This window comes from Parafrankia elaeagni (genome assembly GCF_000374165.1).
Taxonomy (GTDB): Bacteria; Actinomycetota; Actinomycetes; order Frankiales; family Frankiaceae; genus Parafrankia; species Parafrankia elaeagni.
In genome coordinates this window covers 33,389-50,158 of sequence record NZ_KB893721.1, presented here as the reverse complement: position 1 = coordinate 50,158, position 16,770 = coordinate 33,389, and the positions used below count along the sequence as shown (strand labels likewise).

The window sequence follows — 16,770 nt, the reverse complement described above, 5'->3', positions numbered from 1 at the left end:
CGGGCAGCGGGACCGTCTGGCACCCTGCCATGGCGGAGCTGTTCCGTCACCACACCCCGGCTCACCGCCGCAGAGGCTCCGAGTGATCCACGGTACGGGCGCAGTCGAGCAGGTCGGTGAGTGCTCCGTGGACGTCTCCGCCGGCGGCGCGGAGGCGGGCGCGGTCGAACAGGGCAGCGATGTGCTGGTCGGTCAGACCGAGCCGCTCGGCGAGGTCGACCGCCCCGTCGATCAGCGCGCGCGCTCTGGCCGGGTGTCCGTGTCGGGCGCACAGACCGCCGCAGGCCCGGGCGAGCCGGACGGCGAGCTCCGGCAGGTCGCCCCCGGCGCCGCCGGCCCGGGCGACAAGCTGGCCGACGGTGCGGTGTTCCGCAGCGAGCCAGCGGGTCACGTCCGTGGCGGTCGCCGGCAGGGCGAGGGAGGCCGCGGGCGTGGGGGAGGCCGCGGGCGTGGGGGAGGGTGCCGGCAGTGGCGGTGGTCCGTCGGCCTGGGCCAGGCCCTCGGTATGTTCGGCGACCGCGAGATAGGCCTGTGTCAGGCGGCGCAGCGCCGCATCGCGCTCCGCCGTGGTCTCCTCGTCCCGGGCCCGTTCGTGCGCGTAGATCTGCGGCAGTTCGGGGAGGACGTAGCGGCCCGCCTGGTGCGGTTCGAGCAGCCGGTGGTCGGCGAGGGTGTCGAGCAGGCGCCTGGTCCGGTCGGGCGGCCGGCCGACGAGCGCCGCGGCGGCTCCGACAGTGATCGTCGAGACCGGTACCACTCCGAGCAGGCGGAAGGCCCGGGCGGACAGGCGCTCGTGTTCGGTGCCGTTGCGCAGCGCCGTGTAGGCCGGCCGCAGTGCGTCGCGTACACACAGGTCGTCGTAGCAGAGCTCGTCGAGACGCTGGGTGGGGTCGCCCAGCCGGTCGGCGAACGCGCCCAGTGACCACTGCGGCCGGCTGGCCAGCCGGGCCGCGGCGGCGCACAGTGCCAGCGGGAGATGGCCGCACAGCCCGGCCAGGCGCCGGGCCGCCGCCGGCTCGGCCGTCGCGCGCGGGCCGGCACCGGCGGCGGCGAGCAGGGCGGCGGAGTCCTCCGCGGTGAGCGGCTCGACCGCGAAATGCCGCGCGCGGGACAGGGTCGCCAGCCGCCGCCGGCTGGTGACGACGACCGCGCAGGTCGGATCGGCGGGCAGCAGCGGGGCGACCTGCGCGGCGTTGTGGGCGTTGTCGAGAACGACCAGCACGCGACGGCCGGCGAGCTCACGGCGGTAGGCGGCGGCAGCCTCGTCGACGTCGGGGGGCACGGCTCCGTCGGGGACGCCCAGCGCTCGCAGGAAGCGTCCGAGTGCCTCGGCGGGCCGTGCTGGATCATGGTCGGTGTCGGCGCCACGAAGGTCGGCGTACAACGCCCCGCCGGGGAAGGACGCGGCCGTCGCGCGGGCGGCGTGCACGGCCAGCGCTGACTTTCCCACCCCACCCGGGCCGTGCAGGGCGATCACCGGGCCTTCGGCGCCCCCGGCCCAGGAGAGCAGGGTGGCGAGGTCGCTCCGGCGGCCGACGAGCGGCTCCACCGCGGGCGGCAGCTCGAACCACCCGAGGTCCGGGGCCGCCCCCGAACAACGGTGCGGATGCGCTCTGCCCCGTTCGGCCAGGGTCGGGCTGTTGTGCAGGATGTCGTCGTGGAGCCGGGTCAGCTCCGGCCCGGGGTCCAGGCCCGCCTGCTCGGCGAGGGCCGTCCGCGCCTGCCGGAACGCCTCGAGCGCGCCCGCCACGTCACCCACCCGGTACAGGCCCAGCATGAGCTGCCCCCACGCCCGCTGCCGCAGCGGATGGCTCTCCACCAGGGGCCGCAGGCAGCGGACGGCCTCGCTGTCGGCGCCCAGGGCCAGCATGGCCTCGGCGTGGTCCTCCTCGACGAGCAGGCGCCGCTCCAGAAGCCGGCCCGCCCACGGCTCCAGGCACGTGGGGAGCGGTAGGCCGTCGAGAGGCGCGCCCCGCCAGTGAGCCAGCGCGCGGGACAGCTCGGCTTCGGCCGCGGGGGCGTCGCCGGCGTCGAGGCAGGCCCGGCCGCGGGTGGCGGCGGCGTCGAAGCGGTCGACGTCGCGCTCGCCGTTCTCCACCCGGAGCAGGTAACCGCCGGCCGTGGCCGGCAGCCGGGCCGCGCCGTCCCGGGCGCCCACCGTGCGGCGGATCCCGAGCACGTACGTGCGCAGGTTCGCCGCCGCCGAGGGTGGCGGCTCGCCGGCCCACAGCGCGCGGGTCAGCTCCGCGATGCGGACGGCCTCGTTCGGCCGGGCCAGCAGAGTGGCCAGCAGCAGGCGCTGCTTCACCGAGCCCAGCCGCAGGGGACGATCGTCGTGGCGCACCACCAACGGCCCGAGCAGGTCGAAGCGCACGCCCGGCGCGGATGCGTCACGGCCTGTACCTGGCGTGTACGCCGGGTGTATGCGGAGCATTCTATTGTTGTACCGGCGGGTTCCGCCTGCGCCGGACCGACCTCCAAAGAATGGCTGGTTGTTCTTGTTGTCGATGCCGGAACTAAATGCTTCCCTCGGATGAGCCGGTCCTGTAACCAGGTATTCCGTTGCCGGATGCTTGCGAGGGCGCGGGAAAGATGCAGAGAAGCCTGTCGGGCCCTGGGTGGAGGGGATGACGGATGGTGTTCGGTGTTGTAGAATCGCCCGGTCCCGATGCGCGCTCAGGGATCGTCTGTGCTGTTTCCGTCGCGCCCTGCGCGGTGGTGCGGGTGTCCGCTCTTGCCCCGCCGGCAGACCCACGGCTCGTCGAGGAGTTTCGGCGGCACAGCGCCCGGCTGGTCGAGCGGCTTCGCTGGTGTGCCGAGCATTCCGAGTCGCTGGCAGCCGTGCTGCACGACCGCGTCGGCGCCTGTCCCGGTGACGCCGGATCCGCGGCCGGGCACCGCCGCGCTCTCGTCTCGCTGCGCCGCGACGTCCACAACTGCCGGTCGTCTCGGCCGGCACTGCAGGCGACGCTCGCCGCCGTGCCGGATCTCCCGCCTCTCGCGTCCGCCTGGCTGCAGGCCCGGGGCGAGATCGACACCCTCATTGCCGACCTCACCGAGCGGGCCCCTGCCGTTCTCGCCGCCGAGCGGGCCGTACTGGCTGAGCTCTGCCGGGCGGAGCCACTGCGGCGGGCGGTCGCCACCATCAGCGAGAACCTGCTGCGAGCGGTGAGCCGCACGGCCGAGCAGGGCGGCCGGCCCGACGAGCGCTGCCGCAAGTCCGAGCACACGGTGCTGCGCTACGCCCTGCGGGCGACGACAAGAACGAGCCCGCTGTCCTGGTTCACCCTGGTGGGATGGGGCCGCTGGGCCGACGAGGACGAGCCCACCGGGCCCTCGACGGCCGCGGACTCCGGGCGTGCCATGCCCGCCTGGGATGTCGTCCGCACCGGGGACGACGCGATCATCGGAGCGGGCCTGCGTATCGGGCAGGATGTCCACGCCCGCGCCGTCGCCCGGCCGGACCGCCATCTCGTCGACCGCCTGATCGTGCAGCTGGTGGGATGGCCCGACCTGAACGAGCACTTCGGTCATCGGCTCGCGTCGGGACTGCGGGTCGACGGCGGGAGGCTGCGTTTCCGCCGGCCGACACCCGCGGACGACCCGAAGGCGATCGCGGGCGAGCAGGATCTCGCCCTGCCGCTGACCGGGCCGCTGCGGCTCGTCCTCGACCGTGCCGGAAGCGGTGTCGTCCAGCTCGCGGAGGTCACCGCCGCGCTGGCCGTGCGCATGGCCGGCCCGCCGGAACAGGCGCGCGCGGCGGCCGGGAGATACGTCGCGAGTCTGGTCCGGGCGGGGCTGCTGCAGCCGTGCGCACCCGTGGACCCCCAGGAGTTCGACTGCCTCGGCGCGCTTGCGACCTGGTTCGGCGGCATCGCTTCGTCGACCACGGCGGCGGAGACAGCAACGGCTGCGACGGAGATGGCGGGAACCCTCGCCGACCTCGACCGCCGGACGCGCGCCTACGCGGCGACCCCGGCCGGGCGGCGACCAGCCGAGCTGGCGCGGCTGCGCCACGCCTGGGACGCCGCACTGGCCGCTGCGGCTACCCGCGCCGCCGCACCTGCGTCCGGCCCCGCGCCCGGCCCCGCCCCCGCGCCCGGCCCTGCACCTGCGGCGACGCTGGCCGCGGCCGCCGACTCCGCGCCGCTGACGGAGGATGTGACGCTGGACGGCGTCCTCACCCTCGGGGAGCGTCACGGGCGGCTGGTCCGCGGTGATCTGGCCCGGGTGACGCCGCTGTTCGAGATCTTCGACCGGTACTCGCTGCTGCGCCGCGCCGCGCGGGACCTGTTCGTCGAGCGGTTCGGCGCGGGCGGGACGTGCGCGGACGTCGTCGCGTTCGGCGGCGAGTACGCCCGCCTGTGGAGCCAGGCGACGAGCCCGCAGCTGGCGAGCCTGCGCGCGGAGCTGGGACGTCTCGCGGCCGCGGTCGCGGCCGCCGAGCCGGAGGCCGAGGAGGTGGTTCTCCCGGACCACGTGCTGGACGAGGCCGCCCGGCGGCTGCCGGTCTGGTTGGGTAACCGCCCGGCGTCCTACGCCGTGTTCGCGCAGCCGATGACCACTGCGCTGGGCACCGTGCTGTGCGTGAACGCCGTGCAGGGCGGCTGGGGCCGGTTCACGAGCCGGTTTCTCCCCGCGTTCGGCCCGCAGGCGCTCGGCGCCGTGGCGGCGCAGGTGCGCGGCACACTCGGTTCGAATGCGCGGTTCGCCCAGCTGCGGCCGGTGTGCGGCTTCAACGCCAACCTGCACCCGCTTCTCGGTGACAGCGCCGGCGCCACGGCTGGCGGCGGGGCCGCCGACCTGGCCGGGGACGTCCGTGCGCCCGTCGAGGAGGTGTCCGACGATCCGGCGTGGGGGACGATCCGGCCTGACGACCTGTGCCTCGTCCACGACCCGGAGCAGGACCTGCTCCGACTGCGGCACACCGCCACCGGTCGGTACCTGGACCTTCTCTACCTGGGCTTTCTGCAGCCGTTGACGCTGCCGGACAGGCTGCTGCCCCTGGTGGCCGATCTTGGCTGCGGCCAGGTGGAGCTCGCCGACACGCTCAGCCCACCCTCGCGGCTCGAGACGGCGCTGGGCCCGGTGACGCACCGGCGGCGGCTGCGTCACCGGGCCGTGGTGCTCGCCCGTGCCCGGTGGACGCTTTCGGCCCGAATGGTGCGGGCGTGGGCCGACGATCTCGCCGCGGAACCGGGTCCGCCGGTGGGAACCGCTCTGCGGTGGCGGAGCCTGCTGCAGCTGCCGGAGAAGGTCGTCGTGCTCCCGGTGGGCGATGGTGAGCCGGTGCGCGGCGAGCTGCCGAAACCGCAGTTCGTGGATTTCGGCTCCGTCCTGCACGCCCGGGCGCTGGGCCGGCTGCTGGCGCGTCACCCGGGCGGTGTCGTGGTCGAGGAGGCGCTGCCGGCGCCCGCCGCAGGTCAGCGCGCCACCGAGATCATGATCGAGACCTATCGGCGGGCCTGGTGATCTGGCACGGCCTGCACTACCACCTGAACCACGACCGGGCCCACGACGGGGCCCACGACGGGGCCCACGACCCTCGCCGCGACCAGACGGAGCTGCACCGCGAGACGGAGCTGGTCGACGCATTCCTCACCGAGACGCTTCGTCAGCGCATGTCCGCGCTGCGGAGCTGCGGCGCGGTCGACGAGTGGTTCTTCGTCCGTCACACCGACGAGGGCACACATGTGCGGATCCGATTCCGTGGGGCGGGCCCCGAGGCGGTGGCCGCCGACCTTGCGCGGTGGGCCGGGAGCCCGGGCGCGGGGGGCCGGATCCGTCCGGTTCCCTACGAGCCGGAGGTCGCCCGGTACGGTGGCGCGGCGGCCGTGTCGGTGGCCGAGCGTGTCTTCTGCCGCTCGTCGCAGGTGGCGCTGGACGCACTCGACGTCCTCGGTGCTGGCGGGGCACCGGGCCGGCGCGTGTCGGCGGCCCTGGATCTCACGCTGGCGACCGTGATCGCCCGTGGCCTCGACCCCTGGCGGACGGTGGCCTGGCTGCGCCGCCGGATGGTCTCGGTGCGCAGCCATCCGGACGGGCCCGTCCTGGCACCGCTCGCGGCCCTCGGGGCGAACGCCCAGGGGCCCGCCGTGGCGCGGCGGTGGCGTTCCGTCGAGGCCGCCGTCGCCGTCGGCCATGCACACCTCGGGATGTGGGCGTCCGAGGTGCGTGCCGCGGACGCCGAGCTGGCCGACCTCGGCGCCGACCCGGAGCGCCGGTCGGAGATCTGGGCGGCTCAGCTGCACATGCTGCACAACCGGCTCGGGCTGTGGCCGCAGCAGGAGTACGCGCTGCACGCCATGTTGGTGCTCGCGTTGCGCAGCCCTGACGGCCCGCCGGACTTCTTCGCCGACGGGCCCGACGCCGCCGACCGGCGCTATCTCGACGGCAGCCGGCACCTGCCGACGCTGGCGGGGAAGCCGCTCCCGCCGCTCCCGCCGCTCCCGCCGACCATTCCGGAGCCGGCCGCTCCACCCGCACTCCTGTTCGCCGCGCCAGCGGCCCCCGCTGCCACCTTGGCCGCCCCGCGTGCCACCCCGCGGGACCGGCTGCCGCGCAGCGACGCCGTCCTCGGGCTGTTGACGGTGAGACCGCTCCAGGACGTCGGCCCTGGCGATATGCGGCTGCGGTTGCTCGTGCACGACGTGGTGGGGCTGCCCGCCGGGCTGTACGAGGGGAACGCGGCGGACGAGCCCGTCCTGATCGGCCCGCCGGCGCCCGCGGCGGATCTCGCGGCGAGCCTGCCCGACGCAGGCGGGGCACCGGCCGTGCCCGCGGCGGTCGTCGGGGTGTACACCCGGTTCGGCGAGCTGCGGGCCCGGTGCGGCCTGCGTGCGCTGCGGCAGGCGTTCCTCGACGCCGGGCGGGTCGCCCAGGCCGCCGCCACGCGGGCGGAGGCACTGAACCTCGACCTCGCGGTGGTGGGGGATTTCCACGACGACCTCGCCCAGGAGCTGTTCCTGCTCGACGGCGTCGACGAGGTGCTGGCCTGCCTGCTCGTCGTCGGCCCGGCCAGTCACCGCTGAAACCTGTCACGAAACGATGGCACGGTTCGCGGCGCCGCGGCATCACACAATGCCGTTCGAGTGAATGTACGACGCTGTCCAGGTGGCCCTGGAGAATGACATGGGATGGTGCAAGGAAAATGGCAAACAAGGCCGTTCGGATGGCATTTCACGGAAATCTCTTCCGGGTGTTGGTCCATGCCGCGTAGGTTCGGTTGCACCGGGCGAGAACAGCTCCGGACGACGCAGAGAAGGGGGCCATAATGGCCGGTATCGAGGACCCGAAGAAGTTCGCTGACACCTACCTGCTCATGTTCAACAAGCTGTGGGCCAACGAGTCCGAGATCGCCCGGCTGCGCTCCAACCCGCGCCAGTACGCCCTCGACGCGGGCCTGCCCGTCGAGGCCGGCCGTGAGGTCCGCATCGACGAGACCGCGATGGACGGGCTCTACACGACCGAGCGTCTCGTGCAGGACTGGACCGGCACCGAGGGCGTTCACGTCCTGCACGCGCCCCCGGCGCCGACCTTCGACCCGGCCGAGCTGACCGACGTCGAGCTGGACACCGTCGCCGCCGGTGCCGCCGCGGTCGTCATCATCGCCTGCTACGTCGACACCAAGTAGGTCCCGGCAGCCGTAGTCCCGGCAGCCCCACCGGAACCGGGTCCGCGATCCGCTCCCCGCCGGGGGAGCGGATCGCGGACGGGTCTCCCGCACGCCGCGGTGGAGGAGATGACGACATGACGACCACGATGCCGAGGGCGGACGTCCGGACGTACCGCAGTGTCACGGCCGAACAGACCTGGGCGCGGATCGCGCACCTTCTCCCCGCCGTCGGAATCACCCGGGTGGCGGACGTGACCGGCCTGGACGAGCTGGGAATCCCCGTCTACCTCGCGGTCCGGCCGACGTCGAGGACGCTGGCCGTCTCCCAGGGCAAGGGCCTGACGCCCCTGGACTCCAGGATCAGCGCCGTGATGGAGTCCATCGAGACCTGGCACGCCGAGAACCTGCACCTGGCGCCCACCCACGTCGGGCCGGCGAGCGCGGTGACGGACGCCTACGACCTGCGGAGCCTGTCGATCGCCGCGCGTCCCCTGCTGACCGACTCCCTCGTTCTGGAGTGGGTGACGGGCCAGGGGCTGCTGACCGGCACGCCCCAGCCGGTGCCGCTGGCCGCCATCGGCCTGGACGCCCGCCTGGGCGTCGCCTGGGAGTACGCCCAGTTCATGCCCAGCAGCAACGGTCTGGCCAGCGGCAACACGGCCACCGAGGCGAAGCTGCACGGCCTGCTCGAGATCATCGAACGTGACTGCACCGCCCAGTTGGGCGCGACCGCGCTCGAGGACCGCCGCTACACCGATCCGCGCACGGCCGCCGCCGGCCCCGTCCACACCGTGCTCGACGGCTTCGAGGCAGCCCGCTGCTGGCTGGAGGTCTGCGACGCGACCAACGAGCTGGGCGTGCCCTGCTATGTGGCCTACACCTGGGCCGCCGACCTGCCGGTGCTGTTCGCGGGCGCGGGCTGCCATCCCGATGCCACCGTCGCCCTCCTGCGGGCGCTCACCGAAGCCGCCCAGTCCCGGCTGACCTTCATCTCCGGTACCCGCGACGACTTCGCGAACGCGATGTACCGGGGCAGCCGCGACTTCGACGCGCGCCCCCCGGTCACCCATCCCGCGACGGAGCCCGTGCCGGAGACGCCACACCTGCCGTCCTCGCTGGCGGACATCCTCGACCGGGTCGCCCGCCGGGTGACCGACCGCACGGGCACGGAGCCGTTCGCCGTCGACCTCACCCGGCCCGATCTCGCCGTGCCGGTCTGGCGGACGTTCGCGCCGGGCCTGCACTTCTCCGGAAGGCACGAGGTGAGCCGTGGCTGAGCCCCGCACCATCGCCTACGTCGGGCCCTCGCTGACGCGCGCGGAGGTGCACCGCATCCTCCCGGAGGCGCGGATCGAACCCCCTGTGCGCCACGGCGACCTCGCCCGCCTCGCCGCCGGCCCCGGGGACACCGTCCTGCTGATCGACGGTCTGTTCCTGCACAGCGCGGCCGTGCGGCACAAGGAGATCCTCGGCCTGCTCGCGGACGGTGTGACCGTCGCCGGCGCCAGCAGCATGGGCGCGCTGCGCGCCGCCGAGCTGTGGCCGTACGGGATGCGCGGGGTCGGGCAGGTCTTCGACCTCTACCGCGACGGTGTCATCGACGGCGACGACGAGGTCGCGATCGTGCACGCCGACGAGGAGAACGACTCGCGGGCCATGTCGGAGCCGATGGTCAACATCCGGCTCGACCTCGACCGCGCCGCGGCCGCCGGGGTGATCGACGCCGGGCAGCGCGAGGCGCTCGTCACCGCGGTCGGGGCGCAGCCGTTCCGCGGGCGCAGCCTGCCGGGGCTGAACCGGCTCGCCCGCTCCCTGCTGCCGGCCGCCACGGCCGAGGCGCTCGCCGGGTGGCTGCGGGAGCACCACATCGACGCGAAGGCGGCGGACGCCCGCGCCCTGCTCGCCCTCGTCGCGAACGGATCGCCGTGGATCCGGCCGCCTGACGGCGAGGACCTGGCGATCACCGGCCACGACACCATGTACGCCGCGAGCTGGTCACAGGGCTTCGGCGGGCGGGAGGTGGCCGGGGCCTGGGTCACCCGCGACGCCGTCGCCAACACCGTGGCCCTGGCCGACCCGGGCTTCCCCCGCCGGTACCGCCTGGCAGTGCTGACCGCCCTGGTGGGCGGGGTGAGCGGGGTGAAGGGCATGAGCGGGGTGAAGGGCCGGGTGGACGTGCCGGGGGCGCCGGTGCCGGGGGCGGGGGCGGTCGAGCGGGTGGAGCGCCTCGGCGTCGACCTGGCCCGCCGCCGCGGGCTGCTGGACGCCACCGGCACCCTCGCCGACGCCTGCCTGGGCTGGCTGACCCCCGCGGAACGTGACGGGCTGCCGGCCGCCCAGGCCGTCCTGCGGGTCCTCGCCCGCAGCCACGGCACCACGCCGGCGGCCCGGCTGGCCATCCTGCCGACCGTGCTCCCGGCGGACATCACCGGATGGTACGAGCGGGTCGCCGCCGTGACGACGTTCGCCGATCTCGCCCTGCGGCGCGGCGCCGGCCGGACCGGCGGCCACAGCGCCGGCGAGCCGAACGGCAGCGAGCCGAACGGCAGTGGGGCGAACGGCAGTGGGGCGAACGGCAGTGGGGCGAACGGTGGCGGGGCGAACGGTGGCGGGCAGCGGCTGCGGTACGAGCTGGTCGACCGCTACTGCGCCGGGCTGTGGGGGTGCGCCGTCGACGAGCTGGAGGCGGGCGCCTGGGACCGCGGCTTTCCCGACCTGCATCACCTGCGCCGCCACGCCGGTGACCTCGCCGCGCACGCCCGCTGGTTCCCCGCCGCCGGTACCGGGAGCCCGTCGCCGTGAGGACCGTCCTGGTGCACATGCCGTGGGCCGCGACCCACGTGCCCTCGCTCGCTCTGGGCATCCTGCGTACCGCCGCCGAGCGCCGCGGCCACGAGGTTACGGTGCGTTACGCGAACCTCGACTTCGCCGACTGGGTCGTCGGCGAGACCACGTTCGGCCGGTCCGAGCTGCAGTTCTACACCGAGTCGTCCTACTTTCTGGGCGCCGGTGACTGGGTGTTCGCCGGAGCGCTGAACGGCGGGCCGTGTGACGGGGAGAGCTTCGCGCGGCTGCTCGCGGACGCCGGCGCCAGCGCCGCCAGGATCGAGCTGACCCGCACCCTGCACGCCCTCGCGCCCCGTTTCGTCGACCGCGTCGTCGACGACCTCGCCGACCTGCGCCCGGACGTCGTCGGTTTCACCACCACCTTCCAGCAGAACACCGCCAGCCTCGCCGTCGCCCGGCTGCTGCGGGCCCGGCTGCCCGGCGTGCGGACCGTGTTCGGCGGGGCGAACTGCGAGGGCCCCCAGGGCGAGGCCCTGCACCGCTCCTTCCCGTTCGTCGACTTCGTCGTCCGCGGCGAGGGCGAGCGGACGTTCCCGGCGCTGCTCGACGCGATCGCCACGGGTGCCGAGAGCGCTGCGGGTGTCGAGGACCTCTCCGACCTGCCGGGCCTGTGCTGGCGGGCCCCGGGAGGCGAGGCGGTCGCGAACCCGCCGGCGCAGCTCCCGCTGCCGCCCGAGGAGATCCTGCCGGCCACCTACGACGGGTTCTTCGAACGGCTGCACGGCAGCGCCGCCGCGGCCTGGTCGGCGCCCGCCCTGCTCGTGGAGGGCGCCCGCGGCTGCTGGTGGGGCGAGAAGCACCACTGCACGTTCTGCGGGCTCAACGGCTCGCTCATGCAGTTCCGCAGCAAGAGCCCCGAGGCGTTCCTGACGGAGCTGCTCGACCTCGCGCGGCGCCACCAGGTGCTCGACTTCGTCGTCGTCGACAACATCATCGACATGCGCTACTTCGACACCGTGCTGCGTGCGCTCGCCGCGTCCGACCACGACCTGCGCCTGCACTTCGAGGTGAAGTCGAACCTGCGCCGCCACCATTTCCAGGCTCTGGGGGAGGCCGGCGCGGCGCAGGTCCAGCCCGGCATCGAGAACCTCAGCTCGCACGTCCTGCGGCTGATGGACAAGGGCGTCAGCGGTACCCAGAACGTGCGTTCGCTGCGCGACGCGCAGAGCAGCGGCGTCAGCGTCTCGTGGAACTACCTCCACGGGTTTCCCGGCGAGCGGGACGGGGACTACACGTCGGTTCTCGACCAGTTCCCGGCCCTGCACCACCTGGATCCGCCGGCGGGCAGCATGCGGATCTGCATCGAGCGGTTCAGCCCCTACTTCGACCGCCCGGAACTCGGCTTTCCCGACCCGCGGCCGGCCGCCCAGTACGCCGAGACCTACCAGCTTCCGGCGGAGACCCTGGCGGACCTGGCCTACCTGTTCACGGCGGCGCCGCAGGGCATCGGCGCCGAGCTGGCGACCACGCTGGGCGGGGCGGTCGAGCGGTGGCGGGCCGAGCATCCGCACAGCCGGCTCACCTACCACGACCTCGGGGACCGGATCGTGCTGATCAACAGTCGGCCCGCGTACGACTGGTCCGTCCTGGAGCTGTCCACTCCCGCCGAACTGGAGCTGTTCCGGGCGCTGGACCAACCGCGGGGCGCGGCGGCGCTCACCCGCCGGATCAGGAGCGGGCCGCCGGGTGTCCCCGCCCTGCTGGAACGGTGGACCCGCCACGGCCTCGTCTTCCACGACGACGGCCGGTACGTCCACCTGGCCGTCGAGGCGGAGAACCAGGCGCTGCTGCGGGTGCGGTCCGGGGTCGCCGACGAGACGGCGGCCGCCGGCCTGACCACCAGTTCCGAGGAGAGGGACCGTCGTGCAGCCGCCGTCGGATGACCTCGGTGCCCCGTCGGACGACCTCGGTGTCACCGTCGAGCTGTGGCGTGACTACGCCCGTGCCGCGCTCGCCCTGCCCGGCATGGCGCTGGGAACGCGCCAGCTGACGGGCGACTGGAGCGAGCGGGCGGCCGAGCTGTACGGCGAGGGTGCCCGCTACGCCCGGGTCGCCGAACCGGTGCCGCTGTGCGGTGACGCGCCGGTGACGGCAGTGCGCTCGCTCACGCTGATCAGTGAGCTCACCGCCCGCGGCTTCGCGGTGCACTGGATCGCCCGCTGCGACGAGGGCTGCGCCGACCACGGCGCCCTCGGGCACCTGTTCCCACCAGCGTGGATCTTCGGCGCCTCGAAGGCGACCACGGCGCGGTGGCGCCGCGGGTACTTCCCCGGCCGGTGCGTGTTCCGCCACGGGCCCGGTTTCGTCGAGGTGCGGGACCGGCGCTTCGGGCCGTTGGAACGGCACGTGTTCGACGACCCTGAAACGCTCGACGTCATCGAGACGCTGATCGGTGGCATCGCCGTGGAGCGGATGCCGGCGGAACTGCTCCGGGAGCTCGCGGCGGCCCGTCTCGTCCTCGGGCTGGCCGGCTGTGCGTGGTGGGTGCCGACCCGGATATACCGATGGCCTTTCCCGGCGCAGGTGATCTGACCACGCCTGATCTTCGGAAGTGCCCGGTCCGGAGGACATCGGTATACGCCTGGTGTATGCGAGTTGTATGTGCCGCGCCGTACCATCCTCGCGTCCGTGACCTCGACGAAGGACGAGCAGGCGGGCCGGGGCGGTGCCCCGGTGCGGTCCGCGAGTCCAGTCAGGGGAGGAAGGTTGACGAAGACCGCAGCGCCGGACCGGGGCACGAGCCCCTCCGACGGCACGGCGAACGGCGTCACCGTGGAGGAACTGAGCCGGATCGTCGGCATGTCACCGAGGAACATCCGTGCGCACCAGGCACGAAAACTGCTCCCGCCGCCGGTCCGCAGAGGCCGGATCGCGCTGTACGACGACAGCCACGTCCGCCGGCTGCGCACGATCGTCGCGCTGCAGCGCCAGGGGTTCAACCTCGTCTCGATCGAGGCCATGCTGGGGGCCCGCCCCAGCGACCCGGGGGTCGCGGCGCTGACCGCGGCGCTGGGCCGGCTCGCCCTGCACAGCCCGTCGCTGGTCTATGCGCTGAGCAGGCACAACGTCGTTGCCCGGACGGAGGAGGGCGACGTGCGGCTGGCCCGGCCGCAGGTGCTGCGGGCCGCCCTGCGCCTGGGCGAGGTCGGGGTGGGCGAGGCCGCCTCGCTGCGGGTGCTCGTGGATCTGCTCAGCCGGCTCGCGCCGGTCGCCGAGCAGATCGCCGAGGAGTTCAGTTCGGGAGTCCTGGCCGACTCCCCGGAGCGTGCGGGCGCGCGGGGCGCGTCGTGGGAGAACCCCGACCAGGACTCGGGCGAGCTGGTCCAGGGGATCATCGAGCTGGTGTCGGCCTCGTTCCGGGTCGCCGTGGAGAACTGCAGCGAGTCGATCGTGGCCGCGCTGGAGAACCGGCGTTTCGGGCTCGACCTGCACACCGACGTCGACCCCTCCCAGCCGTTCGACATCGGCTGACCCGCCGGCTGACCCGCCGGCCGAGCCCGTCGCCGGAGCTCGGGAGGGCCTGGACGGCCGGACTCCGGATCCGCCGTTGGGTATCCGCCGTTCGGTGTCCGCCGTTCGGTGTCCGCTGTTCCGGCAATCCGCCGCCACGGCCTGGTCGCCGTGGCGGCTTTCTCCTGTCAGTAAGGCGCCCGCCGCCGCCGGGCCGACCTCTCGACGGCCATCACCCAGGTAATTGAACAACGCGTGAAGAATGCGTCTACGGCGAGAAACGATCGCCGGGAGGTCGGTGGGATGAATGTTTCGTTCCTTGCACGGATTTCTGGCACGTTCGCTTCCCCGTGGCCTCTTTCCTGGCCGTTGCTGGCACATCCGGATCCGGGTGGGGAAGCTGGGCGTCAACGCCATACGGGGGGTCGAGAATGCGGTATCCGCGCCTGCGCGCCGACTATGAGCCCGTCGTCGTCGGTGACGGCGACGGCTCCCGGCTGTTCCTCCTGGGGGAGTCACGCCGGCTGGTGGTCGACGATCGCGCCGCCGTCGATCTCGTCCCGCTGCTGGACGGCACCCGCACGGTCGGCGCGCTCGCGGTGGCGATGGACGGGCGCCACCCTCTCGTCGCCGTGCTGCGTGCCCTGCGGCGGTTCGAGGCGCTCGGCGTGCTCGCCGACGGCCCGGCCGGGAGGATCCCGGCCGGCGAGGCAGCCGGCTGGGATCTCCTGGAGGTCGATCCCGTGCGCGCCGCGGGCTGGCCGGGCCCGCATACCGTCACGGTCCTCCACACGGCTGCCGCCACGGGGATGACGCTGGGCCGGGTCCTGACCGGGCTCGGCCTGCCCGTGCGCACCGTCAGCGCCCCGGGCCCGACCGCGACCTCCGCGACCTCCGCCGCGGCGGTGCTGTCAGCGGTGCAGGCAGCGGTGAGGTCGGCCGTTCTCCCGGCCGCGGCGGGCGCTCCGCCGGTGGTGGTCGTGACGGACTCGGCGCTGAACCCGCTGCTGCGCGCCGTCAACGAGGCGATGCTCGCGAGCGGGCGGCACTGGGTGCTGGTCCGGCCGCGCGGCGCGGTGGCGATGCTCGGCCCGCACCTCGTCCCCGGTGAGACGGGATGCTGGGAGTGCCTGCGTTCCCGCTGGCAGGAGAACGAGCAGGTCGAGAACTACCTCGCCCGGGCGCGCCCGGACCAGCCACGGCCACTGGCCGCCCGCGCGGACGTGGCGGGCACGACGGTGGCGCTGGCCGGCCTGCTGATGACCGAGCTCGCGGTCATCGCGCAGCACGGCGCCTCGCCGCGCCTGACCGGTCGGATGCTGGCGCTCGACTCCCGGGACCACACGACGTCGCACCATGTTCTGGTCCGCCAGCCGCAGTGCCCCGTGTGCGGAGACCCCGGCCTGCTCCGCGACGCCGACCCGAAACTGGCCGTCACCTCCCGCCCGTCCGGCGCGGACTCCCGCGCCGTCACCGCCGCCGACATCGTCGCCAGGCTGGAGCACCACGTCAGCCCCTACCTGGGCGTCGTCACCCGACTGACCCCCCTCGACGACCACAGCGACGGCGTCACGTTCGCCTACAGCGCGGGCCACAACTTCGCGCTGGGCCGCGACCTCGACATGTTGCGCCGGAACCTGCGCGGGCAGAGCGGGGGCAAGGGACGCAGCGACATTCAGGCCCGGGCGAGCGCGCTCGGTGAGGCGATCGAGCGCTACTGCGGCCTGTGGCGCGGCGACCGCCCGGTACGCCGGGCGAGCTTCGCGGCGCTCGGCCCCGACCGGGCGGTGCCCCTGCGCGACCTGCTGCTGTTCTCCGACGCGCAGTACGCCGACCGCGAGCGCCGCAACGCCGACTCCGGCCCCTTCCACTGGATCCCGCGCCCCACCGGCGACGACGTCGAGATGGACTGGACGCCCGCCTGGTCGCTGACCGCGCAGCGGGTCCGGGAGCTGCCCGCCGCCTACTGCTGGTACGGGCACCCCGAGCGGGAGACCCTGGCCGCCTGCGCGGCCGACTCCAACGGCGCCGCCGCCGGCTCCACCCTGGAGGAGGCGATCGTCCAGGGATTCTGCGAGGTCGTCGAACGCGATGCGGTGGCGCTGTGGTGGTACCACCGGTCGCGGCTGCCCGGCGTGGACCTCGACAGCTTCGGAGACCGCTGGGTCGACGACATCCGGCGGGTGCACGCCGAGCGGCTCGACCGCCGGCTGTGGGTGCTCGACCTCACCACGGATCTCGGGATCCCCACCTACGCCGGCGTGTCGAGCCGCGTCGGCGGCGCGGCCGAGGACGTCGTCGTCGGCTTCGGGGCGGCGCTGGACCCGCATGTCGCGCTGGTGCGGGCGCTGACCGAGGTCAACCAGTTCCTCCCCTCCGTGACGCAGCGCAACCCCGACGGCACCACGCGGTACGGGCTGAACGACCCGGCGAGCCTGCGCTGGTTCACCACCGTGCGCACCGCCGAGCAGTCCTGGCTGCTCCCCGACCCCGGCCAGGCGCCGCGGACGGCCGCCGACCACCCGCGCGGGGTCGCCCCCGGCGACGTCGCCGCCGACGTCGCGTACTGCGTGGACGTCGCCGCGCGGGCCGGCCTGGAGGTCCTCGTGGTCGACCAGAGCCGTCCCGACATCGACCTGGCGGTCGCGAAGGTCGTCGTGCCCGGCGCCCGTCACTTCTGGCGTCGGCTCGGTGCCGGGCGCCTGTGGGACGTGCCGGCCCGCCTCGGCCGGAGCCCCCTCGCCGGCGACGAGACGGCCGCCAATCCCTACAGCGTCTTCTTCTGAGCCTTCTGAGCCTTCTGAACCTGCTGAGTCTTCTGGACCCTCTGAGTCTTCCGAACCCTCTTCTGACGGCGA

Annotated in this window: 10 protein-coding genes; 9 read left to right on the top strand and 1 reads right to left on the bottom strand. The window is 74.1% G+C overall.

What is annotated here, in order from left to right:
- Positions 1-61 precede the first annotated feature (61 nt).
- The gene (locus tag B207_RS33865; protein ID WP_018637160.1) at positions 62-2,374 is read right to left on the bottom strand and encodes an AfsR/SARP family transcriptional regulator; all 2,313 of its coding nucleotides are present in this window, start codon (positions 2,372-2,374) and stop codon (positions 62-64) included.
- Positions 2,375-2,724: 350 nt separating this feature from the next.
- Between B207_RS33865 and B207_RS0113920 the strand changes: the two genes are divergently transcribed.
- The 9 genes from B207_RS0113920 (at position 2,725) to B207_RS33840 (ending at position 16,698) form a co-directional block, all read left to right on the top strand.
- Positions 2,725-5,472: a lantibiotic dehydratase gene (locus tag B207_RS0113920; RefSeq protein ID WP_195905289.1), complete on the top strand. Its 2,748-nt coding sequence runs from the start codon at positions 2,725-2,727 to the stop codon at positions 5,470-5,472.
- A complete protein-coding gene (locus B207_RS36910) occupies positions 5,469-7,031 on the top strand; it encodes a thiopeptide-type bacteriocin biosynthesis protein (protein WP_051102522.1) in 1,563 nt (520 codons plus the stop codon). The genes B207_RS0113920 and B207_RS36910 overlap by 4 nt, the downstream gene beginning before the upstream one ends.
- 242 nt (positions 7,032-7,273) lie before the next feature.
- Positions 7,274-7,633: a hypothetical protein gene (locus B207_RS0113910; protein ID WP_018637158.1), complete on the top strand. Its 360-nt coding sequence runs from the start codon at positions 7,274-7,276 to the stop codon at positions 7,631-7,633.
- A gap of 116 nt (positions 7,634-7,749) precedes the next feature.
- Positions 7,750-8,892 (top strand): YcaO-like family protein, encoded by a 1,143-nt coding sequence (locus tag B207_RS33855; RefSeq protein ID WP_018637157.1) that lies wholly within the window; start codon positions 7,750-7,752, stop codon positions 8,890-8,892.
- Entirely contained in the window at positions 8,885-10,417 is a 1,533-nt protein-coding gene (locus tag B207_RS36905) for a TfuA-like protein (protein ID WP_026311039.1), read from the top strand. The genes B207_RS33855 and B207_RS36905 overlap by 8 nt, the downstream gene beginning before the upstream one ends.
- On the top strand, positions 10,414-12,345 hold the full coding sequence (locus B207_RS0113895; protein ID WP_018637156.1) for a RiPP maturation radical SAM C-methyltransferase: 1,932 nt from the start codon (positions 10,414-10,416) through the stop codon (positions 12,343-12,345). The genes B207_RS36905 and B207_RS0113895 overlap by 4 nt, the downstream gene beginning before the upstream one ends.
- Positions 12,326-12,994 carry a DUF5825 family protein gene (locus tag B207_RS0113890; protein ID WP_018637155.1) on the top strand — a complete coding sequence of 223 codons (669 nt, stop codon included), beginning with the start codon at positions 12,326-12,328 and terminating at the stop codon, positions 12,992-12,994. The genes B207_RS0113895 and B207_RS0113890 overlap by 20 nt, the downstream gene beginning before the upstream one ends.
- 174 nt (positions 12,995-13,168) lie before the next feature.
- Positions 13,169-13,933 carry a MerR family transcriptional regulator gene (locus tag B207_RS33845; protein ID WP_018637154.1) on the top strand — a complete coding sequence of 255 codons (765 nt, stop codon included), beginning with the start codon at positions 13,169-13,171 and terminating at the stop codon, positions 13,931-13,933.
- A 410-nt stretch (positions 13,934-14,343) separates the two neighbouring features.
- Positions 14,344-16,698, top strand: coding sequence for a TOMM precursor leader peptide-binding protein (locus tag B207_RS33840; protein ID WP_018637153.1), 2,355 nt, complete (start codon positions 14,344-14,346; stop codon positions 16,696-16,698).
- The last annotated feature ends 72 nt before the right edge of the window (positions 16,699-16,770 follow it).